This is a genomic window from Bacillus sp. FSL R9-9834 (assembly GCF_038006905.1).
GTDB classification, from domain to species: Bacteria; Bacillota; Bacilli; order Bacillales; family Bacillaceae_G; genus Bacillus_A; species Bacillus_A pacificus.
The window spans coordinates 1,774,038-1,796,169 of record NZ_JBBOWD010000001.1 but is presented as its reverse complement, the minus strand read 5'-3'; the positions used below and the strand labels follow the sequence as shown (position 1 = coordinate 1,796,169).

Below are 22,132 nucleotides of genomic sequence, written 5' to 3'. Positions count from 1 at the left end.
TTATTTATTTCCTCTCCACAAACGTTCCCTTATATGAAAATAATGAACCAATTAACGGATTGCGTACTTGAACATGAATTCGAAAGCATTGTTGTGTTTCATCATAATTTTCTACAATGTTGGCCTCCCCGTATAAAAATCTAGGTAACGGGACTTTCCTTCCAAACATGTAAAACCATTGTTTCTTTGAAGAAATATGCATTGCGCCTAACTCATCAATATGAAAATTCAATGTAGAGACGAGTAAATGTGGTTCACCAAAATAATCTACAATTTCATTTTCATCAAGTTTCATTACCGCATTAAAATACCTTTTCTTATTATGAAAATAAAAAGTACGATTCCACCGCACAAGTTCATGTCCATGTTCATCACGCTCAGCGGTATTATGTATTGTAAATGGCACTCCCTTACCTCTCTCAGAGAAAAACATTCGAAACTTCGATGCAATTTTTAATATGAATTTTACGAAAAAAGAACCACCGTAAATTTCATCCATCTTCCCTTCTCCAATAAAGCTATTTTCTTCTGTAATCTCATAACGTTTCTGTAATTTCGGATGAAGTTTTTTATAAGAATCCCCTAATAATCTTTCATACATATTAGCCATACATTACCCCTTTCTCTTCCTCTTGCAATTTTTTGCACTTGGCAAATTCGTACTATTTATATAACCGACAATCGATAATCCAATTAGAAGTAGATTTAACGTAATTGGATTAAACGGCTCTGTAAAGCTTGCGATATTCGTAAATCCTGCTGCTATCGTTAAGGCTATTAACATAAAAATATGTACGACAAATACTTTTCGTTTTGGAAATGGTAACAGCCATAGGACACCAAAAATAATTTCTAGTAATCCAATTATTTTAAGTACAAAAATACTATGTTCAGTTGAACCAACCATCACCGATAGCATTTTTACTTCTTCTGAATGAGTAAACACTAGTTTCGGTACTATTCCTTGATACATCCATACGAAAGCAAATAAAAAACATACGAGCCAATACGTCACTGTTCTTCTAATGAGCAATCTAGGATGAAGTCCCTTTTCTAACCATAATTTTAAAGCATCAAAACTCCAAGCAGTCGCCCAGCCTAATAACGGCCGAAACATATAGAAATCTATTACATTCCCTATACGACCAAACCTCGTATCATAATCATATTGTGTCTCAAAATGAATGTGTTCTTTACACGGTGTATACTTCCAATAACCACGCCCTATTTGAATAAGAGATAATGTATTATCCGTCCAAAACTTTAAAGAAGAAATTCTTTCACCCGTTTCTTTTCTTATTTCACCTATCGATTCCCCTTCCCCAGCTATTTCAAGTCCAAATCCGATTTTTGTTTTATATAAAAATTTCTGTGGTTCTCCTTCTTTTTTCTCTAAATATGAAATTTCAGTAAAGCGAGCATCCCATTCTGTATGTATATGTGGTTCTTGCGTATATTCCCATAATTTCTCCATCGTTGTGTTCATTTCTGCTGAAACATAAATAGGCTTTCTCCCTTTCATTCTTCCACCTCCAATGAACTATAATTTTAATGTACATGTAATAAATTTATTTTGCTACATTTTTCACAAACTCCCTTGTAAAAAATAGAATTTTTAAAATATATATAAAACACTTGATTCCTCGAAAAATTTAAATTATTATAAAACAAATGTTACCAACAACTTCATAAATCAAACACTCTCGCCTAAAACGTGAGATAGAGGTTGCGATACTTATGAGTATTCTAATGGAGACACAGAGAGGTCTATGAAATTAGATGAAAGGAAGTATTGCCGAAATCGATATATTTCTCTGTATGTATCGATTGGGGCTGTTTTCGAATAGAAACAGAACTGTCATATGTACAGACGCGTATGTATGAAGAGCTATCTACAAAAAAGAGATATCATTTTCATGGTATTCCTTTTTTGGCGGTTTTTTTATTAGCTCCGTTTTCTGTTTCCCTTTTCCTGTAACAGCACCATCCTCACTTATTTGAGATGGTGTTTTTTGTTTTTCTCTGGTAACTACAGGAATATTGGGATTTATATATGTCCTAATCTATTCTTAAAAATGGATGAAAGAAGGAATTCGTAATGGAAACGATTGTACAAAAATTTGGTGGCACTTCTGTCGGAAGTGTTGAGCGTATTCAACATGTAGCAAATTTAATTATTGAAGAATATGAGCGAGGACATAGTATCGTCTCTGTCGTTTCAGCAATGGGAAAAAGTACTGATGAACTTGTAGCACTTGCTAACGCAATTACAGAAAATCCAAGTAAACGTGAAATGGATATGCTTCTATCGACAGGAGAGCAAGTAACTATTTCATTATTAACGATGGCACTACAAGCAAAAGGGTATAACGCGATTTCATTAACAGGATGGCAAGCTGGTATTACGACAGAATCTGTACATAGTAGTGCACGGATTACTGAAATTAATACAGATCGAATTCAATCTTATCTTACTAAAGGCACGATTGTTATTGTAGCTGGTTTCCAAGGAGTCAGTGAAGATTTTGAAATTACAACGCTTGGACGAGGCGGTTCTGATACAACTGCTGTCGCATTAGCTGCTGCACTAAACGCAAAAAAATGTGATATTTACACAGATGTGACTGGCGTATATACGACGGATCCACGAGTTGTAAAAGATGCTTATAAATTAGATGAAATTTCTTATGACGAAATGTTAGAACTTGCAAACCTCGGTGCTGGTGTATTACACCCGCGTGCTGTTGAGTTTGCTAAAAATCATAATGTCATTTTAGAAGTTCGCTCAAGTATGGAACAAGAAAACGGAACAATTGTAAAAGGAGAATGTAACATGGAACAACAATCAATCGTTAAAGGTATTGCATTTGAAGATAATATTACACGCATCACAGTGAAAGGATTAGAACAAGGTTCACTTTCAACTGTTTTCTCTACATTAGCAGCGGCACATATTAATGTAGATATCATCATTCAAAGTATTACTAATGAAGGAACTGTTCATCTCTCCTTCTCCATCCATTCTAATGATTTAAGAGAAACATTAGAAGTATTGGAACAAAATCAAGAGGTACTTCACTATGAAGCAGTAGAATATGAAAATCATTTAGCAAAAGTATCAATTGTAGGATCTGGTATGGTCTCTAATCCAGGTGTTGCTGCGAATATGTTCACTACTTTAAAAGAAGAAAATATTCATATTAAAATGGTAAGTACATCAGAAATTAAAGTGTCTGTCGTTATTGACCGCCTTCATTTAGTGACAGGTGTTGAGGCACTGCATCAATCATTTATGGCGAAAATTGTGCCTTTAGTACAAATGAGTTAATTTCCAACGGTACTACTTAAAACAAATTATATGAATCTATTTCCTTCCTATTAAAAATAGAAAGCTGTTTGCATTATATAGAGTGACAAGAAATTTATGTGTCATTAAAAAAATACAATTAATTCTATACAACAATCGGATCATTTAATGCCGTACAGGATAGAAATATTTTTGCAAGGAAGTCTCGGTATTGTTTGTTAACAAGATACTATATGACATACTTAAAAACACCTTGTCACATTTCCCTAAACTGTGACAAGGTGTTTTTGTTTGAAAGGAATTTGTAACTTTTTAATAGTATAATGAAGATGATGATTAGATAATACACTTTTACATATAAGGAGATAAAGACAATGTCAAAAAATAAATTACTCAGAATGGACAATGTTAGCATCGTTGTAGAATCGCTTGATCATGCAATCTCTTTCTTCGAGGAGATTGGGTTAAAACTCGAAGGGCGCGCCACTGTAGAGGGGGAATGGGCTGGTCGCGTAACCGGACTCGGTTCGCAGTGCGTAGAGATTGCTATGATGGTGACTCCAGATGGCCATAGCCGAATTGAACTTTCGCGATTTCTTACCCCGCCCGCTATAGGAGATCACCGGACAGCTCCTGTCAATGCCCTCGGTTATTTGCGCGTCATGTTCACCGTTGAAGACATTGATGAAATGGTATCTAGGCTTACTACTAAGCATGGTGCTCAACTCGTTGGTGAAGTAGTTCAATACGAGAACTCTTACCGTCTCTGCTACATTCGTGGAACCGAAGGCATTTTAATCGGTTTAGCGGAAGAACTCGGTAACAAGTAAGTGATGTATTATAAAGGAAACTACTATATTTTTAACCACGTCCTCACTCCAGAACGTGGTTATGCTTGTTTGAGTTTTTAAAAATATATTTTCATTTTACATATAGATTTCAAGACTCTATCCAAACAGTTCTTTAACATATCACTAATATCCAAAAATCATTATGAAATAATTTAATTATTCGCTTTACCTTTTCCTAGGAAATATAACTGACTCTTCTCATTTTATATCTTATCGCTCTTTTCTATGAAAAAACGATCTATATTCATTCAAAATAACTTTCTTCACATCCGAGTAAAATACCATCATGAATAATGCAACGCCTAATACAATCACCTGTATTTTTTCATATTCAACGAAAGCACTCATAATTAACAAACCAAATCCAATATAAAAACCAAATTCGTTCTCTTTCTCAAAATCCTCATCATCTTCATCAATATGTATTTTTTCTTTCATGTTTTGATTCCCTTTTATTAACGCATCGAGCGTAACATTATACATTTCGCTAAGCAAAATTAAATTATCAATATCAGGATAACTTTTATTATTTTCCCATCTATATATTGCTTGCCTTGTCACACCAATCTTTTTAGCAACATCTTCTTGTGAAAACCCCTTTGACTCTCGTAGTTTTTTTAACTGCTCTCCTAAGCTCATAACGTCCCCCTCTTTTAAAAAATTATGACATAATAGGAGATGAAAAAGAAAGAAACTATTAGTAAAATCCGCTGTAAACCACTCGTTTACACAATAAAAAAGAGAGAATAACTCTTTGAGTTATTCTCTCTCTTCTATTAAAACAGATGAATGTTTTCTTTCTTGCAAGCTTCACGTAAATCATCAGGCCATACAGAAGATTGAACTTCACCGATATGTGCTTTACGTAAGAAGTACATGCACATTCTTGATTGTCCGATACCACCGCCAATTGTTAATGGTAGTACGTCTTCTAAAATACCTTTATGGAAATCGTACTCACGTTTGAAGTCTTCACCTGTTTTCGTTAACTGCTCATCAAGTGATTTACTATCAACACGAATTCCCATTGATGATAATTCAAATGAAGATTGTAGTACTGGGTGCCAGAATAAGATGTCACCGTTTAATTTCCAATCATCATAATCAGCTGCGCGTCCATCATGCTTTTCACCTGAACGAAGTGCATCACCAATTCCGATAATGAAGACTGCACCATGTTCTTTTGCAATTGCATGTTCACGATCTTTCGGTGTTAATTCTGGATATTTATCTTCTAGTTCTTGAGAAGTAACGAACACAATTTCTTCTGGTAAATACTTCCCAAGGAACGGATATTTTTCAAATAAGTGATCTTCTAAATCTTTGAATATTCCATAAATTGTTAGTACTGTTTTTTGTAAGTAATCTACAGTACGCCATTCTTTTTGAACGATTTTTTCCCAATCCCATTGGTCAACGTAAATAGAATGTGTTGCATCAAGTTCTTCATCGCGACGGATCGCGTTCATGTTTGTATATAAACCTTCACCAGCTTCATATCCATATTCATGCAGTGCAAATCGTTTCCACTTCGCTAGTGAGTGTACAATTTCTAATTCTTCTCCTGAGTGTAACATATCAAATTCAATTGGACGTTCTACACCGTTTAGATGATCGTTTAGTCCTGATCTTTTCGTTACGAATAATGGTGCAGATACACGGAATAGTTCAAGTCGTTTTGCTAATTGATCCTCAAAAAATGTTTTAACTTCCTTAATTGCGATTTGAGTCTCTCTTACTGTCATTAATGATTGATACATGGTGGTTTCCTCCTAAAATGTTTGGATGTTGTGAAAAGAAGCCAACAAAAAAAGCCCTTCTTTCCCAAAAAACTGGGACGAAAGGCTTTGGTTCCGCGGTACCACCCAAATTAGCAACAGAGGTTGCTCACTTATACAATACGGAGATGAAGTATCTCGATACTGTTCTTCTTGTAACGGCGAAGTTCCCGGCTAAGTCTACTTTCCTGTCAAGGATTTCGGTTAGCAACTCCAGGAGGTTCTTCATAATAGGCTTCGTATCAGGCTCACACCACCCCTGACTCGCTTAGACTACGTCCTACTACTACTCGTCCTTTCATAGTCGTTTTGTTGTCACATCTCTGAAACATTTTATTAATGATTATTCTATACAAAAAATAAATAAAGTCAACAAAAAGTTTTAAAATATTTTTCAATTCTTTATTTTACGGCTTTATTGATTGTTTCCAATATACCTTCTTTACTTCTTTTGTCTGGGCATTCCAAAAAACGTTTCACTAACAGAAACTAACATATATACAACAATTAATGTAATCGTCCGAAATATAGAATCCGCAGTATTTCGTATTATTTTCATTTTCTTTGTAATTCCTTTCAGTTTACTTGCAAATTCATGATATACTATAGCATTCAAGCAGTTTGTTTTTACTTAAAACAAACATAGTCATTTATAAAGAGTATTTTCTAAATCATTGACTATTATCAAATAAGATTTTTATATAACGGAGTGATTATATGAGTAAAACGAAGGCAAAACCGAAAAAAGGTGTAGGACAAGGTACAGGAAGTAAAGGATGGAACCGTTGGCAATCAAGTGCAAAGAAAAAGAAAGCTGCAAAGCCATACAAAAGTAAAGGTACAAAGAAATAATTGAAATAACATTTGATTTCTTTACTTTGTACAAAACAAAATATAATTATTACAACAAAAAAGCTATACCCTCATACATTTGAAGGCATAGCTTTTTTTATTAGATCATTAAAATATCTCGAATTTCTTCCTCCGTGATGGATGATAATTTCTCTTCTCCTGGCTCAATCACTTCAGCGATTAAATGTTTCTTACTCTCTTGTAGTTCATGCATTTTTTCCTCAATGGTTCCGTGTGCTACTAATTTAATAACTTGTACTGTATTTTTTTGCCCCATTCGATATGCCCGATCTGCTGCTTGTTGTTCAACAGCTGGATTCCACCATAAATCGTATAATATAACCGTATCAGCGCCTGTTAAGTTAAGACCTGTACCACCAGCTTTTAAAGAAATGAGGAATAGGTCTCCTTCTCCTTCGTTAAACCGATTACATAGTTCTACACGTTCTTGCGAAGGTGTATTCCCGTCTAAATAAAAGTATGGAATTGCTTGACGATTTAATTCACGACCAATAATGGACAGCATCTTCGTAAATTGAGAAAAGATTAAAATTCTCTTACCAGTGCTTCTACATTCCTCTAGTATGTCTAACAGTTGCTCGAATTTAGCTGAACTCCCTTTGTAATCATCAACGAATAAAGCAGGATGATTACATATTTGTCTTAATCTCGTTAAGCCAGCTAAAATTCTAATTTTATTTTTACGTAACGTATCTTTGTCTAAATGCTTTAATGTTTCTTCCCTTAATTTCGCTAAGTAAGCAGCATATAGTCTCTTTTGATCCGGTAATAACTCCGATGACTGTAAGTGCTCTATTTTATCTGGAAGCTCTTGTAATACATCTTCTTTTAATCGTCTTAATACGAACGGTTTTACGCGCTTCGCAATATCTTCACGCCTTAAATCACCGAATTCTTTTCTTCCTGGTAATAATTCTGGAAATACGACATGAAAGATAGACCATAGCTCTTCTAATGAATTTTCGACAGGCGTTCCCGTTAGTCCAAAACGATATTCAGCTTGAATTGTTTTCACTGCTCTTGCAGTTTGTGTTGTAGGATTTTTAAACGCCTGTGCTTCATCAAGAAATAGTGTATGAAATGGCCTCGCATATGACCTTACATCTCTTCTCAGTAATGGATATGACGTAATGACGACATCAAATTCCGCTACGTCTTTTAAGATTTTTCGTCGTTCTGTTTGATTTCCATCTGCAATAACCGCTCTAATATGTGGGGTGAATTTTTTCAATTCACTAAACCAATTATAAACGAGCGAGGACGGTGAAACGACTAATATAGGCAGCTTCTTCTCCCGAATTTCAGGCAAAACAGAATCTATATAAGCAATACTTTGCAGCGTTTTTCCAAGTCCCATATCGTCTGCTAAAATACCGCCAAAACGGTAATAGGCGAGTGTTTTCATCCATTCGAACCCGTATACTTGATACTCTCTCATTACAGCATGTAAAGTTGGCGGTACTATAAACTTTAACTTTTTCGGATTTTGAATGCTTTCAACTAAATCTTGAACAGACTCATCTAAACTTAAAACATTACCTTCATGTAGTCCATTCATCCATTTTACACTCCGAATAAGCGGAACATTCACTTCTTCCCCATGTAAAAATTCTTTTCGAATACCTGATTCTTTTACAAACTGATTAATTTCATTAAACTCTTTGCTCTCTAGTGATAATAAAGAACCATTCGCAAGCCGATAATATTTCCGTTTTTCTTCAAGAGCCGCTAATACACCTTTAATTTCAGCTTCGGGTATTCCTTTTATATCAAAACGAAATGACAACCAATCAATTCTTTCTTTCCTTCTCACTCTAATAAGTGGCGCTGTATCCCCTTTATGAATGCGTAATTTGATTGCTGTTGTCGCGTAAATATCAACTAAACCTTTTAACGTTGGAACAATGTGATATAAAAAGTTATACTCAGCTTCTTCATTATGCATAAAGTAACCGCCTTCTGTTTTCGCAAAGGCACTTTCACTCATAATGTCTAAAATCTCTTTTTCCTTTTTCTCATCACGATTAAAAACAGAAGGTTGCCCGTCTTCTTCTAGCGGATTAATCACGACGTTTCCATAATGAAATTCAAGACCTGCTAGCAAACGATTTTTCACTCGATCTAAATATAGCTTTGCTTTTAACGACGGCGTTTCAACACGATCGGATATGACTTCATCAATGCGCACTGTTCCAAGTTTCATTAATCCAGGCACAACTTTCGCTACGAAATGTTCCATCTTATTTTCAGGAATATAAAACTGATTGCTATTTGAGCGACTCATCATCTTTTGCAATTCAATAAGTCGCATACAATCTTCCATAGGTAAATGATATAATTTCCCATCGTAAAGAGCATAGTTATACATTTCCATAACTTGAACACGATTTAGGCCATCTATATGAAGGGTAAATCCACCATTATTGCCTTTCGTAAACTCAAAATGTAATGGCAATAATCCTTTTGAAATTTGTAACCCGTCAATCAGTTGCTCATTTTGTTTCAGATGTACATGCTCCACTTTAGAAAGTGAAGAGAGTATATCTCTCCACGAAGCTGGCGGTATAAATATCATACTTTCATCTTGTTTCGCATGTACTTCTAATGCATCTTCATACATTTTTTCATTATGATATATTTTAATGAGTTGTTGTATAATCGCGTCCGTTTCTTGTTTAAAACTATGTACATCTGGTGTGTATGTAAATTCATTTGAACAATGAAAACTCTCTCTTTTTTCCACTTTAGAAAGAAATTCTCTAATATGATTTATAAAATATGTTTTCGCAAGTTTCAACTGAATTCCAAGAAGAGCCCCACCACTTTTCGTCGGTACCGGTGAACATATAAATGCAACATCTAATATTTCACGTGTATCAAAACGATGTTGTTTACTTTTGGGCCGCAGCGGTTTGTCTGCAAATAACTGAAACATCCCGTTTGTTAATTGATCATTTCTGCTACTAACAGAGCCCATTCCACCCGTTTGTTGGTTATAATTTATTTGTATTAGTACGGCTGCAACATGTTGACAGTACGTTTGAAAAGACGCTAATGAAGGACAACTACATCTCGCAACAACATCACCTTTTTTAGCTTTTTCTACTGTAACACGAAAATCCTCGTTCCCTTTTACTGTCGCCTCACAAATTTCTTTCGTTTCATCATAGTAATTCACGATTACTTTATTTGATTTATAATAAGCTTCGCCTCTTTTATATGAGGTTTCTCCGCATACTTCTTTTATAATTGATTTATTTATATAAAAACTCAATGGTGCACCTCCTTACGTCACTCATTTCATTCTATCAATATTGTACATGTATACTCCATTAAGTAAAGTCGTACATACGAAAAACAAAAATAAGCACCTTTCGCTATATAACGAAAGGTGCTTGTCTTTTCATGAATTGATATCATCTAAATACCAAGATCCATCTTTTTTCACTAAATTATACGTATACGTAAATGATTCACCTTGCTCTCCTAAAACTGGTACGCTTACTTTCACACTTAACGTTGATGGTGTTTCACTTACACTTGTGAATGTTTTCATTGCCTCTGTATTATAAACATTCGTTACAGGATATAAATAATATGGATTTAATATCCACTGTCTATTATACTTATAAGCTTTTTCAAATTGCTTCCCTGTAAATTTCGGCTCATAAAACTTTTTCATTTGCTTTTGTAAATCTTCAAATTTTTCTTCTTCCGGCGATTTTACTGCCGCTTGTAAAATGTTATTTGCGTGTTGTTCCGCATCTAATATTAATTGCTGAGCACTTGGTAAAGATAAACCTGATAGCGCTTGCTTATCTTCCTCACTTCCCGAAACTTGAGCACTCACCTTACCTGTCAACCCTTTATAAGCGACATTAATTTCAGTCGTATCTCCGATTTTCGCATCATCCTTTACTGTCACTTCTCCGAGTTCATTCACGATAACGAAATCTTTTGAACTTTTGAAAGTAAGTAGGCTTGGTTGTGTTACTTTTTTATAGCGGTACTGCTCAATCGGCAATCCTAATACTTCACGTTGCTCAATTACTTCTACCGGCACAGGTATCGCTAAACGTACTTGCAATTGTTCTTTTTGCTTTTTCATCACAAATGTTTTTTCAGGATCTACTTGTAGCTTTGTTGGCTTCACAATATAGACCGGAACTTTTATTTCTGAAAGTACTTTCCCATCTTCCACTAACTCAAATAATAGGTCTACTTTCTGTTTTTCTTTTGCACCTGATTTTGTATGAACTGAAAAATCATTGGCATCTTTTCGTTTTGCTTCTACTACATCTGTATTTTTACTTGATACTCGTATTTCCTGATCCTTCGATACTTTCTCTACTTTCATCGTTAATTGATCTTCATCAAAGATTCTTTTTACTACTTTTAAATTTGTTTCTTCTCCCTCTTCAAGTAATAAATAATCTTGCGCTGATTGTAAATCATACTTTTCACAATTACTTATTTTCTTGATCTCTTCATTTATATCTATTAACGATTTCTTGATAGAAAAAATGTCAGCATGAATTATACTCGCCTCTAAACCTGCTTGGACATAATATCCAAGTGCTCCTTTTGCGCAAATACTTTCAAGCGTATTCAAATTATTAGAGTTAACGTCTTTTATGCCCCACGACGCTCTTGCCAACGCTTCTAATTTCAATCCACCTTCTAAATTAGCCCCTATTAAAATTATATTCGCAAGTGTTAAACCACCTCTAATTTCAGCACCTGCTTTCCCCTCAATTTTTGCTTCCCCTTTAAAATTAAGGTTAGGACCAATTCGCTTATGTTCATCTACAATTTTACCGTTTTCAATTCCCGTTCTATACGAATCTGTTTGCTTCACATCTATTTCTACACCTATTGATAAATCTGCTTTAACTATAATCGAACCTTCTACCATTAAACCTAAAGCTGGAATAGTAGGGTTCGGCACGTGAACCATAAACAAAGTTTTCTTAAATGGTTTCAGTGAGAGACCTTTTTTATCAATAATTTCTTTCCATTCTTCAAATGTTAGTGTTTCGGCATTTTTTTTATCACAAGCTACTTTTCCTCCGAAACAGTGCGAGTAATTAAAAGTGTATTTTAAGTTATTCTCAACCTCACTTTTAAGAATAAATTTTAAATCGTCCAAATTAGTTGCATCTTTATACTCCACATCAAAATCTACATCTTTAATTTTCATTTGACCGTTTAGTGCAAAGGTTAGATCATCATTAATTCCTAACTCTTTACCGGTTACTTTAATATCAGTATTCATACTGAATACTTCTTTATCAGCGTCATACTCAGCAAGTGCACGTTGTAAAAAATGCTCTGGTCCCTGTAAAGCGTATTGATTTTTTTCTTTCTCCCCATTAATTTTCTGTTGAAAAGGATTTAAAGGAGCTGACTGCTTTTCTTCCAGCGTTACACCTTCTGCTAAATAAACGGGTTTTGCATTGTCTCTCGTAACCGATACCTTTTCTTTCACATCTATTTTTTCAATTACTTCTTTAGCATCTGGTTGCACTGCTTTTACAACCTTCTCCCCATCACTTCCATCCGTTATAGAGATGATTTTAATAACAACCCCAAGTGGGTTATTTGGAATTGGTGGCAAAATTAAAATGTTATCATTTTTCAATTCTTGTAATTTTGCTGCTTCCTTTTTGAATGTGAAAGTATCTGTTTGAGTTTGTACTATGTCATCCTTATATTGTTCTTTCACTTCATATACGTTCTTTTTGTATACGATACTTGCTTTTTCACCGTCTCCTCCGTTACCCGTACTGCCACCGGTATCACCATCTCCAGTAGTTGGCTCATCTTTTTTGTAATCAATCACTTTACTAACGACTGCTGTTGACTCAGCTCTCGTTAACGTTTGTTTCGGTTTAAACTTCCCATCTGGATATCCTGAAATGATTTTTGCATTTATTAATGCAGCTATCAATTTAGGATTTTTCGTAAATTCACCTTTATCTTCAAATTTTATTTCTTCATTTACTTCCTTTAACTTCAACACTTTTGCGATAATGATCGCCATTTCTTCCCTTGGAATTTCTTGCTCTGGTTTGAAGCTATCTCCATATTCTTTCTTTTCAATAATTCCTTCTTTTATCGCTGTTTCGATATACTGATTTGACCACTTACTTTTCGGTACATCTTTAAACGTCTCTTGATCTTTTACAATCTTATATCCTTGCTGTAACACGATCATCGACAAAAATTGTTCTCTCGTCAATCGATCTTCTGGACCAAAGATTCCATTCCCTTTACCAGATACAATCTTCAACTCTTTTAATCTCTTTATATCTTTATACGCCCAGTAGGAAGGTGGTACATCATCAAATACATATCCATAATCAAGTAATTTAACGATGACTGCTGTCGACTCGGCTCTCGTCAATGTTTGTTTCGGTTTGAACGTTCCATCAGGATATCCTGAAATGATTTTTGCATTTACTAATGCAGCTATCAATTTAGGATTTTTCGTAAATTCACCTTTATCTCCAAATTTTATTTCTTCATCTACCTCTTTTAACTTTAAAACCTTTGCGATAATAATCGCCATTTCTTCCCTTGGAATTTCTTGCTCTGGCTTAAAGTTATCTCCGTATTCCTTCTTTTCAATAATCTCTTCTTTTATTGCAGTTTCAATGTATTGATTTGACCACTTACTTTTCGGCACATCTTTAAATGTCTCTTGATCTTTTACAATCTTATATCCTTGCTGTAACACGACCATCGACAAAAATTGTTCTCGCGTTAAGCGATCTTCTGGACCAAACAGCCCATCTCCCTTTCCAGATACAATCTTCAACTCTTTTAATCTCTTTATATCTTTATACGCCCAATAAGAAGGTGGTACATCTTTGAATACAAGCTCATTTGTATTCTCAACTGCACTATGAAACTGATTTGTTTTTTTATTTACCTCGTTAGCAGCGTACGCTATTGCACCATCAAATATCAATGTTATAAATAGTACAAACAGTATACTCAATTGAGCTATTTTTTTAAGCCAATTTTTCATCCCGTATTCCCCTTTTGCATTCAAAATGAAATAAAGATAACCGCATCGAATTATTCATCAATTGTAGAAAGAACAGTCTCTATGTTTATACCGTCTCCAACCTTTTTAATGAATGATTTTCCAATATTTAAATCTCCTGAAATTTTAGGTAGCAATAAATAATCAAGCCATACCGTTTCCCCTGACGGAATAGAATTTACAACTCGCTTCAACTCTGTTCCTGGTGTATAAACAAAGTTTTTCTTTTCTTCTTCATTTAACTCTACTTGTAAATCATAAATAACGTTTGGCGATTTATTTTCAATCCCTACCCTAACTACATACGGAAGACCTCTATATGCTTTTTTATCTACTTTAATATGCATCTTCACTCCGTCTTCCCCGTACACTTCAATTGGCTTAGCTGTTTTAAACCCGGCAGAAAGTGGCTCATCAAACGGATATAGTGTAGATGAGAAATTAGCATTCAAATGATATTCACCTTTTTTATCTCCACGAATATACCACTCAGCTTTCTTAACCTCATTTCCACCTATCGTTCCTAAATGGATTGTGTCACTTTGTTTTTCGGAAATCGGAGCTAAACTTAATCCTTCTGGTAAATTTAGTGATACATTTGTATTCGTTAATTCAAATGGTTCGTCTGCGAAACTTTGAATCATCACTTCCACTTTAAAGAACTCTTTCAGCCAACTTACTTTCCCTGGGACTACCATATATCCAACTGCAGGAGGCGCTTCTTTTTCTTGGAAACGTTCATTTTGAATAACAACTGGGTACACATTAACCTCACTTGCACCACTACCGATCGATACGTGTAAATCACCTTGTATAACTTTACCTACATTATTAATAATGTAATCAACTTTTTTATCCTCATTATCTATTTTCAAATGCAGTTCAAACTTATACACGTGGCGATTATCTGGATGATTGACATCAATACCAGCCTTCTCTATTTCTTCTTTCGACATTTGAGTTACGTTCATTTTTCCATCAAATAACTGCGAAGGTTCTAATGTGACTTTTTGCTTCGTCCGCTCATCATTCTTTACAACTACGTCTACAGCAACTGGTTTATAGCCTTTTTTATAAACGTATACTTTATAAGCACCTTCTTGTGGTTTTAACGACAAAGTACCATTGCTACCTGTTATTAACTTTTGTGTTTTCTTTTTTGAATCTTCTAAAACGACGCTAACATTATCTATTCCGCGTCCACTTCCATCTTGTACTTCTAGTAATAAGCCAGTCTCTTTCTCTGTTACTTCAACAGGAATATTCAAACTCTGTTTATCTTTCGTTATCGTAACAGTTGCATTTCCTTTTTTATCTTGAGCTACCAGCTTCCCAGAAGCATCTACTGCTACTACAGACGGATTAGAAGATTTAAAATTCGCACTTTTTGTAACGTCTTTCAGCGAACCATCTTCATATAAACCTGTAACTTTTAATTCATATGCTTCTTTCGTTTTTAATGCAATTTTCTCCGTACCAACTTGTAATGCAACAAGTGGATTCTCTACTTTTACTTTCACTTCCTTTTTCATATCTCTTACAGATACTGTAATAATAGATTCTCCTTCTTTTTGCGCTACAATATTTCCGAACTTATCAACTTTCACATTATCGTTGTTACTAGAAAATGTCGCTTCATTATTAATTGATGAGCGGTAATCCTCTTCATAAACTCCTGTTACTTGTAATTTTTTCGTACCGTTAATAGATAATGTTAAATTTGATGTTTCAAATTCAATGTCTTTCAGGCCGTTTTCGATATATATTGGAACACGTACCTCAAGATCTTTATAATTTGCTACAAGAGTTGATTGCCCTTGTTTGAGTCCTCTAATCTCTCCATCACCTGCAATTTTAGCTATATTTCCATCATTTATCCAAAAGGTTGTTTGATCTGTGACATCTTTTTCACCATCATTATATTTTGCTTTTACAACAATCGTCTCTTTAGCACCTTCCTTTAAATTAATTTGACTTTTATTTATTAATAATTCTTCTACTCTTTTGTCTACTTTTATTTTCTCTTCAAATTTAAAATCTTTATATGATACTTTTATAACTGTTTCTCCCACTCCGTTTCCAACTAAATACATCTCTCCATTTTCAAATTCAATTCCAGCAACTTTTGGATTTGCAGACACCATTTCAGCAACCTTAGTAACCTCTTCTACATACCCATCATCATATCGCGCCAAAAGAGTTAATTGTGTTTTACTTCCTTCTGTCATAACTCGGCTACGATTTTCGTAGGCCGGATAGAAATGCATTTGCGTCAATTTACGATTCGATTTTTTCACCGTTACATTAATATTTTTCTTAAATCCACCATACTCTACTGTAAGAACTGCATCTCCTTCACCAACTGCTTCAAACGTTCTCGAATCTAGTATTCGTACCGCTTTTTCATTTGAACTTGTGACATTTAATCCCCCTTTTATCTCTTCCTTTAATCCCCCTTCATATACACCCCTTACTAAAATTTGCCCTTTAGCCTTATCCACTAATATATAATTATCTCTTTCTAATTCAATATCTTTTAATATTTTTTCTACCTCTACAGTACTCCAACCAAACATATCTCCATACTGTGCAGTTACACTTGTTACACCAGGTTGTCGTCCGATTATTTTATTTCCTGAATTAACTTCTACAATTTCGTGTTTATTAGCCTCTAATTTAATTTTATCAGTAATATCTTCTTCTGTTTCATCTCTATATTTAGCTATAACTTTATAAACTTGTTCTTCTCCAAATTTCAATTTAACTCGTTCAGGAGTCATTATTATTCTATCCATAAATATACCAACTGTACGTTGCCAACTTGCTGTGTCACTTCTCTTTCCTGAAAAAGAAAATTGTAAATCACGATCTTGTTTATTTACTTCTATTTCTATCGTTTTCTCAAACTCATCTTCCCCAAAAATTACCTTCCCTTGATTTTTCACTTCTGCTGAACTTGTAGCATTTTTAGGAAGAGTTACTTTCCAGTCTATACTCAATTCCTTATTACCTTTACCATGTCTTACAAATCCCACTATAAATTTTGATTTATCTGCACTTATATCTACTACATCTCTCCTCTGCATAGCAACATCATCATACTCTACTGGGGAGGGTATATCTTCAAATGCAATTGGCTTAATAAGTACATTCGAATCTACCCCATTATCTTTTCCATCTGCAATTACTAACTTCAACTTATTCCAATCGTTAGCTTTTACATATGATTTAGCATCTAATACTTTAGTCATCCCATCCATTTCCGTATTTCTAGAACCGTTTGTATTTGAAATATAGTTATTATCTCTATTAACCCACTTGTTAATGGTTGAAGTTGACACTGGGGCCCAGCTATCTGCAAGAGCTATATTTCTCTCGTTAATAAACACCCCTACCACATCACTATAATTCGAAAATTCTTCATACTCATCTGAAGCTAGTACATACTGCACGTTCATTCTTTCTTTCAATGGCTTAAACTCAAACTCTAAAGCACTCGCATCAAATGTTTTCGTTCTATTCCCTAGCAATTTCTCTACATCACTATCACCAGGTTGATTATTAATCTGTGTATAACTTTTATACTTATTAGGTCCTATAATACCTTTCGCATTACCTGTACTTAATATAACGCCATCTTCAATTCCAAAAATATTTTGCTTCGCTTGCACTGTGCCGGCTGCTTGATTTGCACCTTTATATTTCACATTTCGAATTTCCACTCCGTCACCAATGAGTTTTTTCGCTAGCTGTTCTGCTTTCACATTATCATCTAATGTGGATACTGAAATGTCTGGGTTATTACTCTTACCAGCCTCTTGTACGCTTTTGATTTCAAATTTTCTGTCTTCTTTAATTGTTTCTTCCCCATTTGCTTTTACATAAAAACCTGGTAACTGTAAACATAAAATAGCAATCATACAAACTGTTAAACCGTTTTTAAACTGCTTATATTTTCCTCCCAACTACTTATCCCCTTTCTTTTTTCAAATACAAGCGTCTCTTTTATTGACTCCTTCCTTTGCATTTTATTGGAAACTCATAAATATATTAATCTATTCCTATTATCAAATTCAATAGCATTTTTCACAAATTGTTCATTTATTCCAAAAATACTTTTCGACATAAAACAAACCAAATCTATGTAAGATTTGGTTTGTTACTAATCATACCCTATATCGTATTTTTTCACTCTATCTCCATCAACCGTTTCGCTTCAAAATACAACACTTGAATAAATTTTTTCGTATTAATTCGTATATGTCCAGAAGTCGCTACCCCATCCTTTGTCATTTCTGTCATCCGTTTTCTAACTACAGTGAAATCAAAAAACTTCGGAGCATAACTTTCAAATTTCGGATTTGAAAAGTCTGTTAATCCAAGGGAAGCTAAATGATTCAATGATTGATAAATCGCTCTTCTTACACGTTGTTCAGATGCTTTTTTCTCCTTCTCTATATCTGCATCTGAAGCTAGTTCCCCTAATTTTTTCAGTGTAATTTGGTGGAAAATATCTTTTAACGCAGGAAATCCAAATTCAAATGTTTGCGCCTTTTCTTGTCCATATAAATATTCCAGCATACTAAGTAAATCTTTACTTCCGTTCTCTCCCGCAATACCGAGTTCTGCTAGTAAGAAGCGTCCTGAATCTGATATCTTTTTCTCTTCTTGCACTGTTTCACTACGCATTTGAGGCTTTTCCCACTGAAACACATTATTTAATGATTTTTGAATGTCATATATAGAGCGTTCCAAACGAATACGCTCTATCACTTTTCGTACAACAGATACTACTTCTATTTTGTTTAGTGGTTTTGTAATATAATATTCTACACCAAGTGTATATGCCTCACCAATGAGCTGTTTCGATTCAACTTGAGAAATCATAATAATTTTCCCAGTAAATGAAGACGCTATATGACGAACTGTTTCAATACCGTCTCTCATCGGCATGAGTAAATCAATAAATAAAATATCCACTTTTTTATAATTTAGCTGTTCTGCTTCAACAAAAGCTCCATCTTCCGATTCTCCAATTACTTCCCCAAGATCGCCATCCTCAATAATTTGCGAAAGCATCGAACGGAAAACTTCATCATCATCTACAATATAATAAAACAAACCTATTCCCCTTCCCGCTTTAAACTGCACTCCGGTAAACAAACGATAAACTTACACCCGTTCCCATTTTCATTGTCTTCTAACCTTACTTCTCCGCCGAGCTCTGTTACCATTTCATATATGTAAGAAAGTCCAATACCTGTGGACGGTGTTCCTGTTTGATCATACTTTGAAGTAAACCCGGGCTTAAATACTAATTTCTTATACTTTTGCGCAATACCAGGGCCATCGTCAATTACTTCAAAGATTACATGTTGCTCTCGTTTATATAACTTAATACGAATGAGGCCTCTATCATCAATTGCTTCAACTGCATTCGCAACTAAGTTATTAAAAATTGATAGCACTGTATACACGTGATATGCAGCATGCTCGCCTTCTATATGTTTAGAGAAACGTATATCTTTCCCTAGCATTTCAGCATACTTTTCATTTATTCTTACAATCATTTCTGTAAGCTCATGACCTTCTACGTACTCAGCCACATTTTTATCTAATAACAGTTTAGATAATCCTGCAAAAATCCTTTGATTATCTTTTTTTATTTCATGCACTTCTCCTGCTATTTTCAATGCTGTTTTACCATTCGAATGATCGCTTACTTGTAAATTCCGATATAATTGATACGCTTCTTGTGTAATTAATTCTGCATTTTGTAACGTTTTTTTCAAATGAACAGATTCTACATATAAATTGGATAAGTGCATTAACATTTTTTCATTTTCTTTTCGCACTTGTGATTCTTTTAATTTCGTTTCATATAAATTCATCATATTTAAAAAGCCAAGTGCAAAAAAGCTACGAAAAATAGCAATAATGATGAGTTTATTTACTTCAGAAATTGTTATTGTTGTACCTAGTACTAACATGTGATAAAACGCAAGTTCCGACATACTTGCAACAATTTCAATTGAAATTCCAAGACATCCAATAATAATTGGTCTCTGATGAAACTTATTCACCCTACAGAGTGAAAAAAGACTTCCATAAATAAAATAATAAAAAAACACAGGATAGCGCAAATAAAATGATTCTGTCATATGAAATGAACCTTGCATGACCCAGTCAAGACATACGCGGAATAAGACTACACATATACCAACAACAATACCTGCAACTCCTGCTGGTATTCTTCTTAAAAATAGTAATAAAAAGAAGAATACCGGCGTACCAAAGCTAACACGAAACGTATCATTAAACGGATGAAAATTAAGCTCTCCAGCAATCGGAACAACAACCATTAATATAATTAAAAGGGATATGTCTTTCTTCCATAATTGATTCCAATTCAAAGGTGCCACTTCCTATATTCTTTTTTCAATAATAAAAGTGAAAGCCCGCTTATATTTATAAACGGGCTTTATTTCTATATTCTAACCTTTTCTACCGCTTTTATTTGGCGATACTCAGGCTCCCAGATTGCTTCTTTCACTGCAATCTTGATATCGTTATCACTTAAGTTCTCTCTAGCAACACCTTCTGCAACAGCAACTTTCGCTACTTCAATTGCTACCATTTCCGAGATATTACGTAACTCTTCAACTTCTGGTAAAATAGGTGCTCCTGGCTGACTTGTATCCACCATACTTGCAACTGCTTCAGCAGCTGCTGCGAACATGCCATCCGTCATGACGCTTGCACGTACGACAATTGTTCCTAGACCAAGACCTGGGAAAATAAGTGCATTATTTGATTGTCCAATCACATACGTTACACCGTTGTATGTAACTGGTTCAAATGGACTTCCTGTTGCAACTAACGCTCTTCCTTCTGTCCACTTGATTAAATCGGCTGGTTTTGCTTCAGCAAGTGGCGTCGGGTTCGACATCGGTAAAATGATTGGTCTTTCTACGTGAGAAGCCATTTCTTTAACAATCTCTTCTTTAAATGCGCCTGCAACAGTTGATGTACCGATTAAAATTGTCGGTTTTACATGTTTCACAACTTCAGCAAGTCCGATTACACCATTTTGCTTCCACTCACTTACTTCCGCTTCTTTTCTTGCATACGGCATTTGGAAATCAAGAAGATCTTTCATATTATCTGTATTATCTGTAACTAATCCGTTGCGATCAATACACCAGAAACGCTTATACGATTCTTCTTCTGATACACCTACGCGGACCATTGCATCTCTAACTTGATCTGCGATACCGATTCCAGCCGTACCAGCACCAAATACAACAACGCGGTGTTCACTTAGCGGTACACCCGAAGCTTTCACTGCCGATAGCACAGCAGCAAGTGAAACTGCACCTGTACCTTGAATATCATCATTAAACGTACAAATATCATGACGATATTTATCTAAAATTTTTCGTGCATTTCGAGAGCTAAAGTCTTCCCAATGTAAAAGTGCTTTCGGGAATTGTTTATTTACCGCTTGTACAAATGTATCAATAAACTCATCGTAAGCTTCACCTGTTATACGAGGGTGACGATTTCCAATATAAAATGGATTGTTTAATAGTTCCTCACGATTTGTACCTACATCTAAAATTACCGGTAATACGCGACTAGGATCGATTCCAACCGCGGCCGTATAAACAGCTAATTTTCCGATGGCGATGTTAATACCACCAACGCCCCAGTCACCAATTCCAAGTATACCTTCCCCATCAGTTACAACGACTAAATCAATATTTTCTGCTGTTGCACCAATATTGGCGAACGCTTCTTCAATACCTGACGGATCGTTAATTGATAAATACACACCACGTGGTTTACGATATTCATGACTATATCTTTGAATCGCTACACCAACAGTTGGTGTATATACGATTGGTAACATTTCGCGTAAATGATCTGTTAAAATACGATAAAATAATACTTCATTTCGATCATGTAACGCTGTTAAGTATACATTCTTTAATAAATCATCCGGCTGAGAACAAAATTGTTCGTATGCGCGGCGTGCTTGTTCTTCCAATGTTAAAACTGCTGGCGGTAATAACCCTTTTAAACCTAATTCTTCTCTTTCTTCTTGCGTGAAAGCAACCCCTTTATTTAAAAGTGGTGTTGATAATACTTCTACTCCTCTTAATGTCGTTTCTAATGAACCATTAGAAGCTACTGTAAACTTACTCATAACATCCCTACCTCTATTCATATATAGCATTTCTATATTGTAAACAAAAAAGAGGGGCTTGTC

General features: G+C 34.7%; 13 protein-coding genes, 1 riboswitch and 1 other annotated feature. Of the genes, 3 read left to right on the top strand and 10 right to left on the bottom strand.

What is annotated here, in order from left to right:
• Nucleotides 1–4: 4 nt before the first annotated feature.
• Both MKY00_RS09380 and MKY00_RS09375 read right to left on the bottom strand, forming a co-directional pair.
• Nucleotides 5–610, bottom strand: a complete 606-nt coding sequence (locus tag MKY00_RS09380) for a DUF4166 domain-containing protein (RefSeq protein ID WP_000002626.1) — start codon at nt 608–610, stop codon at nt 5–7.
• 3 nt (nt 611–613) lie between these two features.
• Entirely contained in the window at nt 614–1,522 is a 909-nt protein-coding gene (locus MKY00_RS09375) for a DoxX-like family protein (RefSeq protein WP_016717139.1), read from the bottom strand.
• A gap of 190 nt (nt 1,523–1,712) precedes the next feature.
• Nucleotides 1,713–1,899, top strand: a riboswitch (Lysine riboswitch).
• A 199-nt stretch (nt 1,900–2,098) separates the two neighbouring features.
• Between MKY00_RS09375 and MKY00_RS09370 the strand changes: the two genes are divergently transcribed.
• Entirely contained in the window at nt 2,099–3,328 is a 1,230-nt protein-coding gene (locus tag MKY00_RS09370; protein ID WP_016717138.1) for an aspartate kinase, read from the top strand.
• A 353-nt stretch (nt 3,329–3,681) separates the two neighbouring features.
• Nucleotides 3,682–4,137, top strand: a complete 456-nt coding sequence (locus MKY00_RS09365; RefSeq protein ID WP_000041941.1) for a VOC family protein — start codon at nt 3,682–3,684, stop codon at nt 4,135–4,137.
• Nucleotides 4,138–4,368: 231 nt separating this feature from the next.
• Here MKY00_RS09365 and MKY00_RS09360 read toward each other — a convergent pair whose 3' ends face one another.
• Entirely contained in the window at nt 4,369–4,797 is a 429-nt protein-coding gene (locus MKY00_RS09360; RefSeq protein WP_016717137.1) for a helix-turn-helix domain-containing protein, read from the bottom strand.
• Between the two features lie 137 nt (nt 4,798–4,934).
• Nucleotides 4,935–5,918: an aspartate--ammonia ligase gene (gene asnA, locus MKY00_RS09355; RefSeq protein ID WP_000284918.1), complete on the bottom strand. Its 984-nt coding sequence runs from the start codon at nt 5,916–5,918 to the stop codon at nt 4,935–4,937.
• A 70-nt stretch (nt 5,919–5,988) separates the two neighbouring features.
• Nucleotides 5,989–6,247: a binding site (T-box leader), on the bottom strand.
• Nucleotides 6,248–6,653: 406 nt separating this feature from the next.
• Here asnA and MKY00_RS09350 point away from each other — a divergent pair.
• Nucleotides 6,654–6,788: a DUF3934 domain-containing protein gene (locus tag MKY00_RS09350; protein ID WP_000047591.1), complete on the top strand. Its 135-nt coding sequence runs from the start codon at nt 6,654–6,656 to the stop codon at nt 6,786–6,788.
• 100 nt (nt 6,789–6,888) lie between these two features.
• Here MKY00_RS09350 and MKY00_RS09345 read toward each other — a convergent pair whose 3' ends face one another.
• The 6 genes from MKY00_RS09345 to malS form a co-directional block, all read right to left on the bottom strand.
• A complete protein-coding gene (locus tag MKY00_RS09345) occupies nt 6,889–10,083 on the bottom strand; it encodes a DEAD/DEAH box helicase (protein WP_016717136.1) in 3,195 nt (1,064 codons plus the stop codon).
• A gap of 129 nt (nt 10,084–10,212) precedes the next feature.
• Entirely contained in the window at nt 10,213–13,842 is a 3,630-nt protein-coding gene (locus MKY00_RS09340) for an S-layer homology domain-containing protein (RefSeq protein ID WP_016717135.1), read from the bottom strand.
• A 50-nt stretch (nt 13,843–13,892) separates the two neighbouring features.
• Nucleotides 13,893–17,825, bottom strand: a complete 3,933-nt coding sequence (locus tag MKY00_RS09335; protein WP_016717134.1) for a choice-of-anchor L domain-containing protein — start codon at nt 17,823–17,825, stop codon at nt 13,893–13,895.
• A 223-nt stretch (nt 17,826–18,048) separates the two neighbouring features.
• Complete coding sequence (locus MKY00_RS09330; RefSeq protein WP_016717133.1) at nt 18,049–18,981, bottom strand: response regulator; 933 nt, start codon at nt 18,979–18,981, stop codon at nt 18,049–18,051.
• 2 nt (nt 18,982–18,983) lie between these two features.
• The gene (locus MKY00_RS09325) at nt 18,984–20,282 is read right to left on the bottom strand and encodes a sensor histidine kinase (protein ID WP_074585764.1); all 1,299 of its coding nucleotides are present in this window, start codon (nt 20,280–20,282) and stop codon (nt 18,984–18,986) included.
• Nucleotides 20,283–20,347: 65 nt separating this feature from the next.
• The gene (gene malS, locus MKY00_RS09320; protein ID WP_029141100.1) at nt 20,348–22,069 is read right to left on the bottom strand and encodes an oxaloacetate-decarboxylating malate dehydrogenase; all 1,722 of its coding nucleotides are present in this window, start codon (nt 22,067–22,069) and stop codon (nt 20,348–20,350) included.
• Nucleotides 22,070–22,132: the final 63 nt, after the last annotated feature.

Coding starts and splice junctions, on each gene's coding strand:
- MKY00_RS09380 (WP_000002626.1), bottom strand. CDS start 610: ATGGCTAATATGTATGAAAGATTATTAGGGGATTCTTATAAAAAACTT.
- MKY00_RS09375 (WP_016717139.1), bottom strand. CDS start 1,522: ATGAAAGGGAGAAAGCCTATTTATGTTTCAGCAGAAATGAACACAACG.
- MKY00_RS09370 (WP_016717138.1), top strand. CDS start 2,099: ATGGAAACGATTGTACAAAAATTTGGTGGCACTTCTGTCGGAAGTGTT.
- MKY00_RS09365 (WP_000041941.1), top strand. CDS start 3,682: ATGTCAAAAAATAAATTACTCAGAATGGACAATGTTAGCATCGTTGTA.
- MKY00_RS09360 (WP_016717137.1), bottom strand. CDS start 4,797: ATGAGCTTAGGAGAGCAGTTAAAAAAACTACGAGAGTCAAAGGGGTTT.
- asnA (WP_000284918.1), bottom strand. CDS start 5,918: ATGTATCAATCATTAATGACAGTAAGAGAGACTCAAATCGCAATTAAG.
- MKY00_RS09350 (WP_000047591.1), top strand. CDS start 6,654: ATGAGTAAAACGAAGGCAAAACCGAAAAAAGGTGTAGGACAAGGTACA.
- MKY00_RS09340 (WP_016717135.1), bottom strand. CDS start 13,842: ATGAAAAATTGGCTTAAAAAAATAGCTCAATTGAGTATACTGTTTGTA.
- malS (WP_029141100.1), bottom strand. CDS start 22,069: ATGAGTAAGTTTACAGTAGCTTCTAATGGTTCATTAGAAACGACATTA.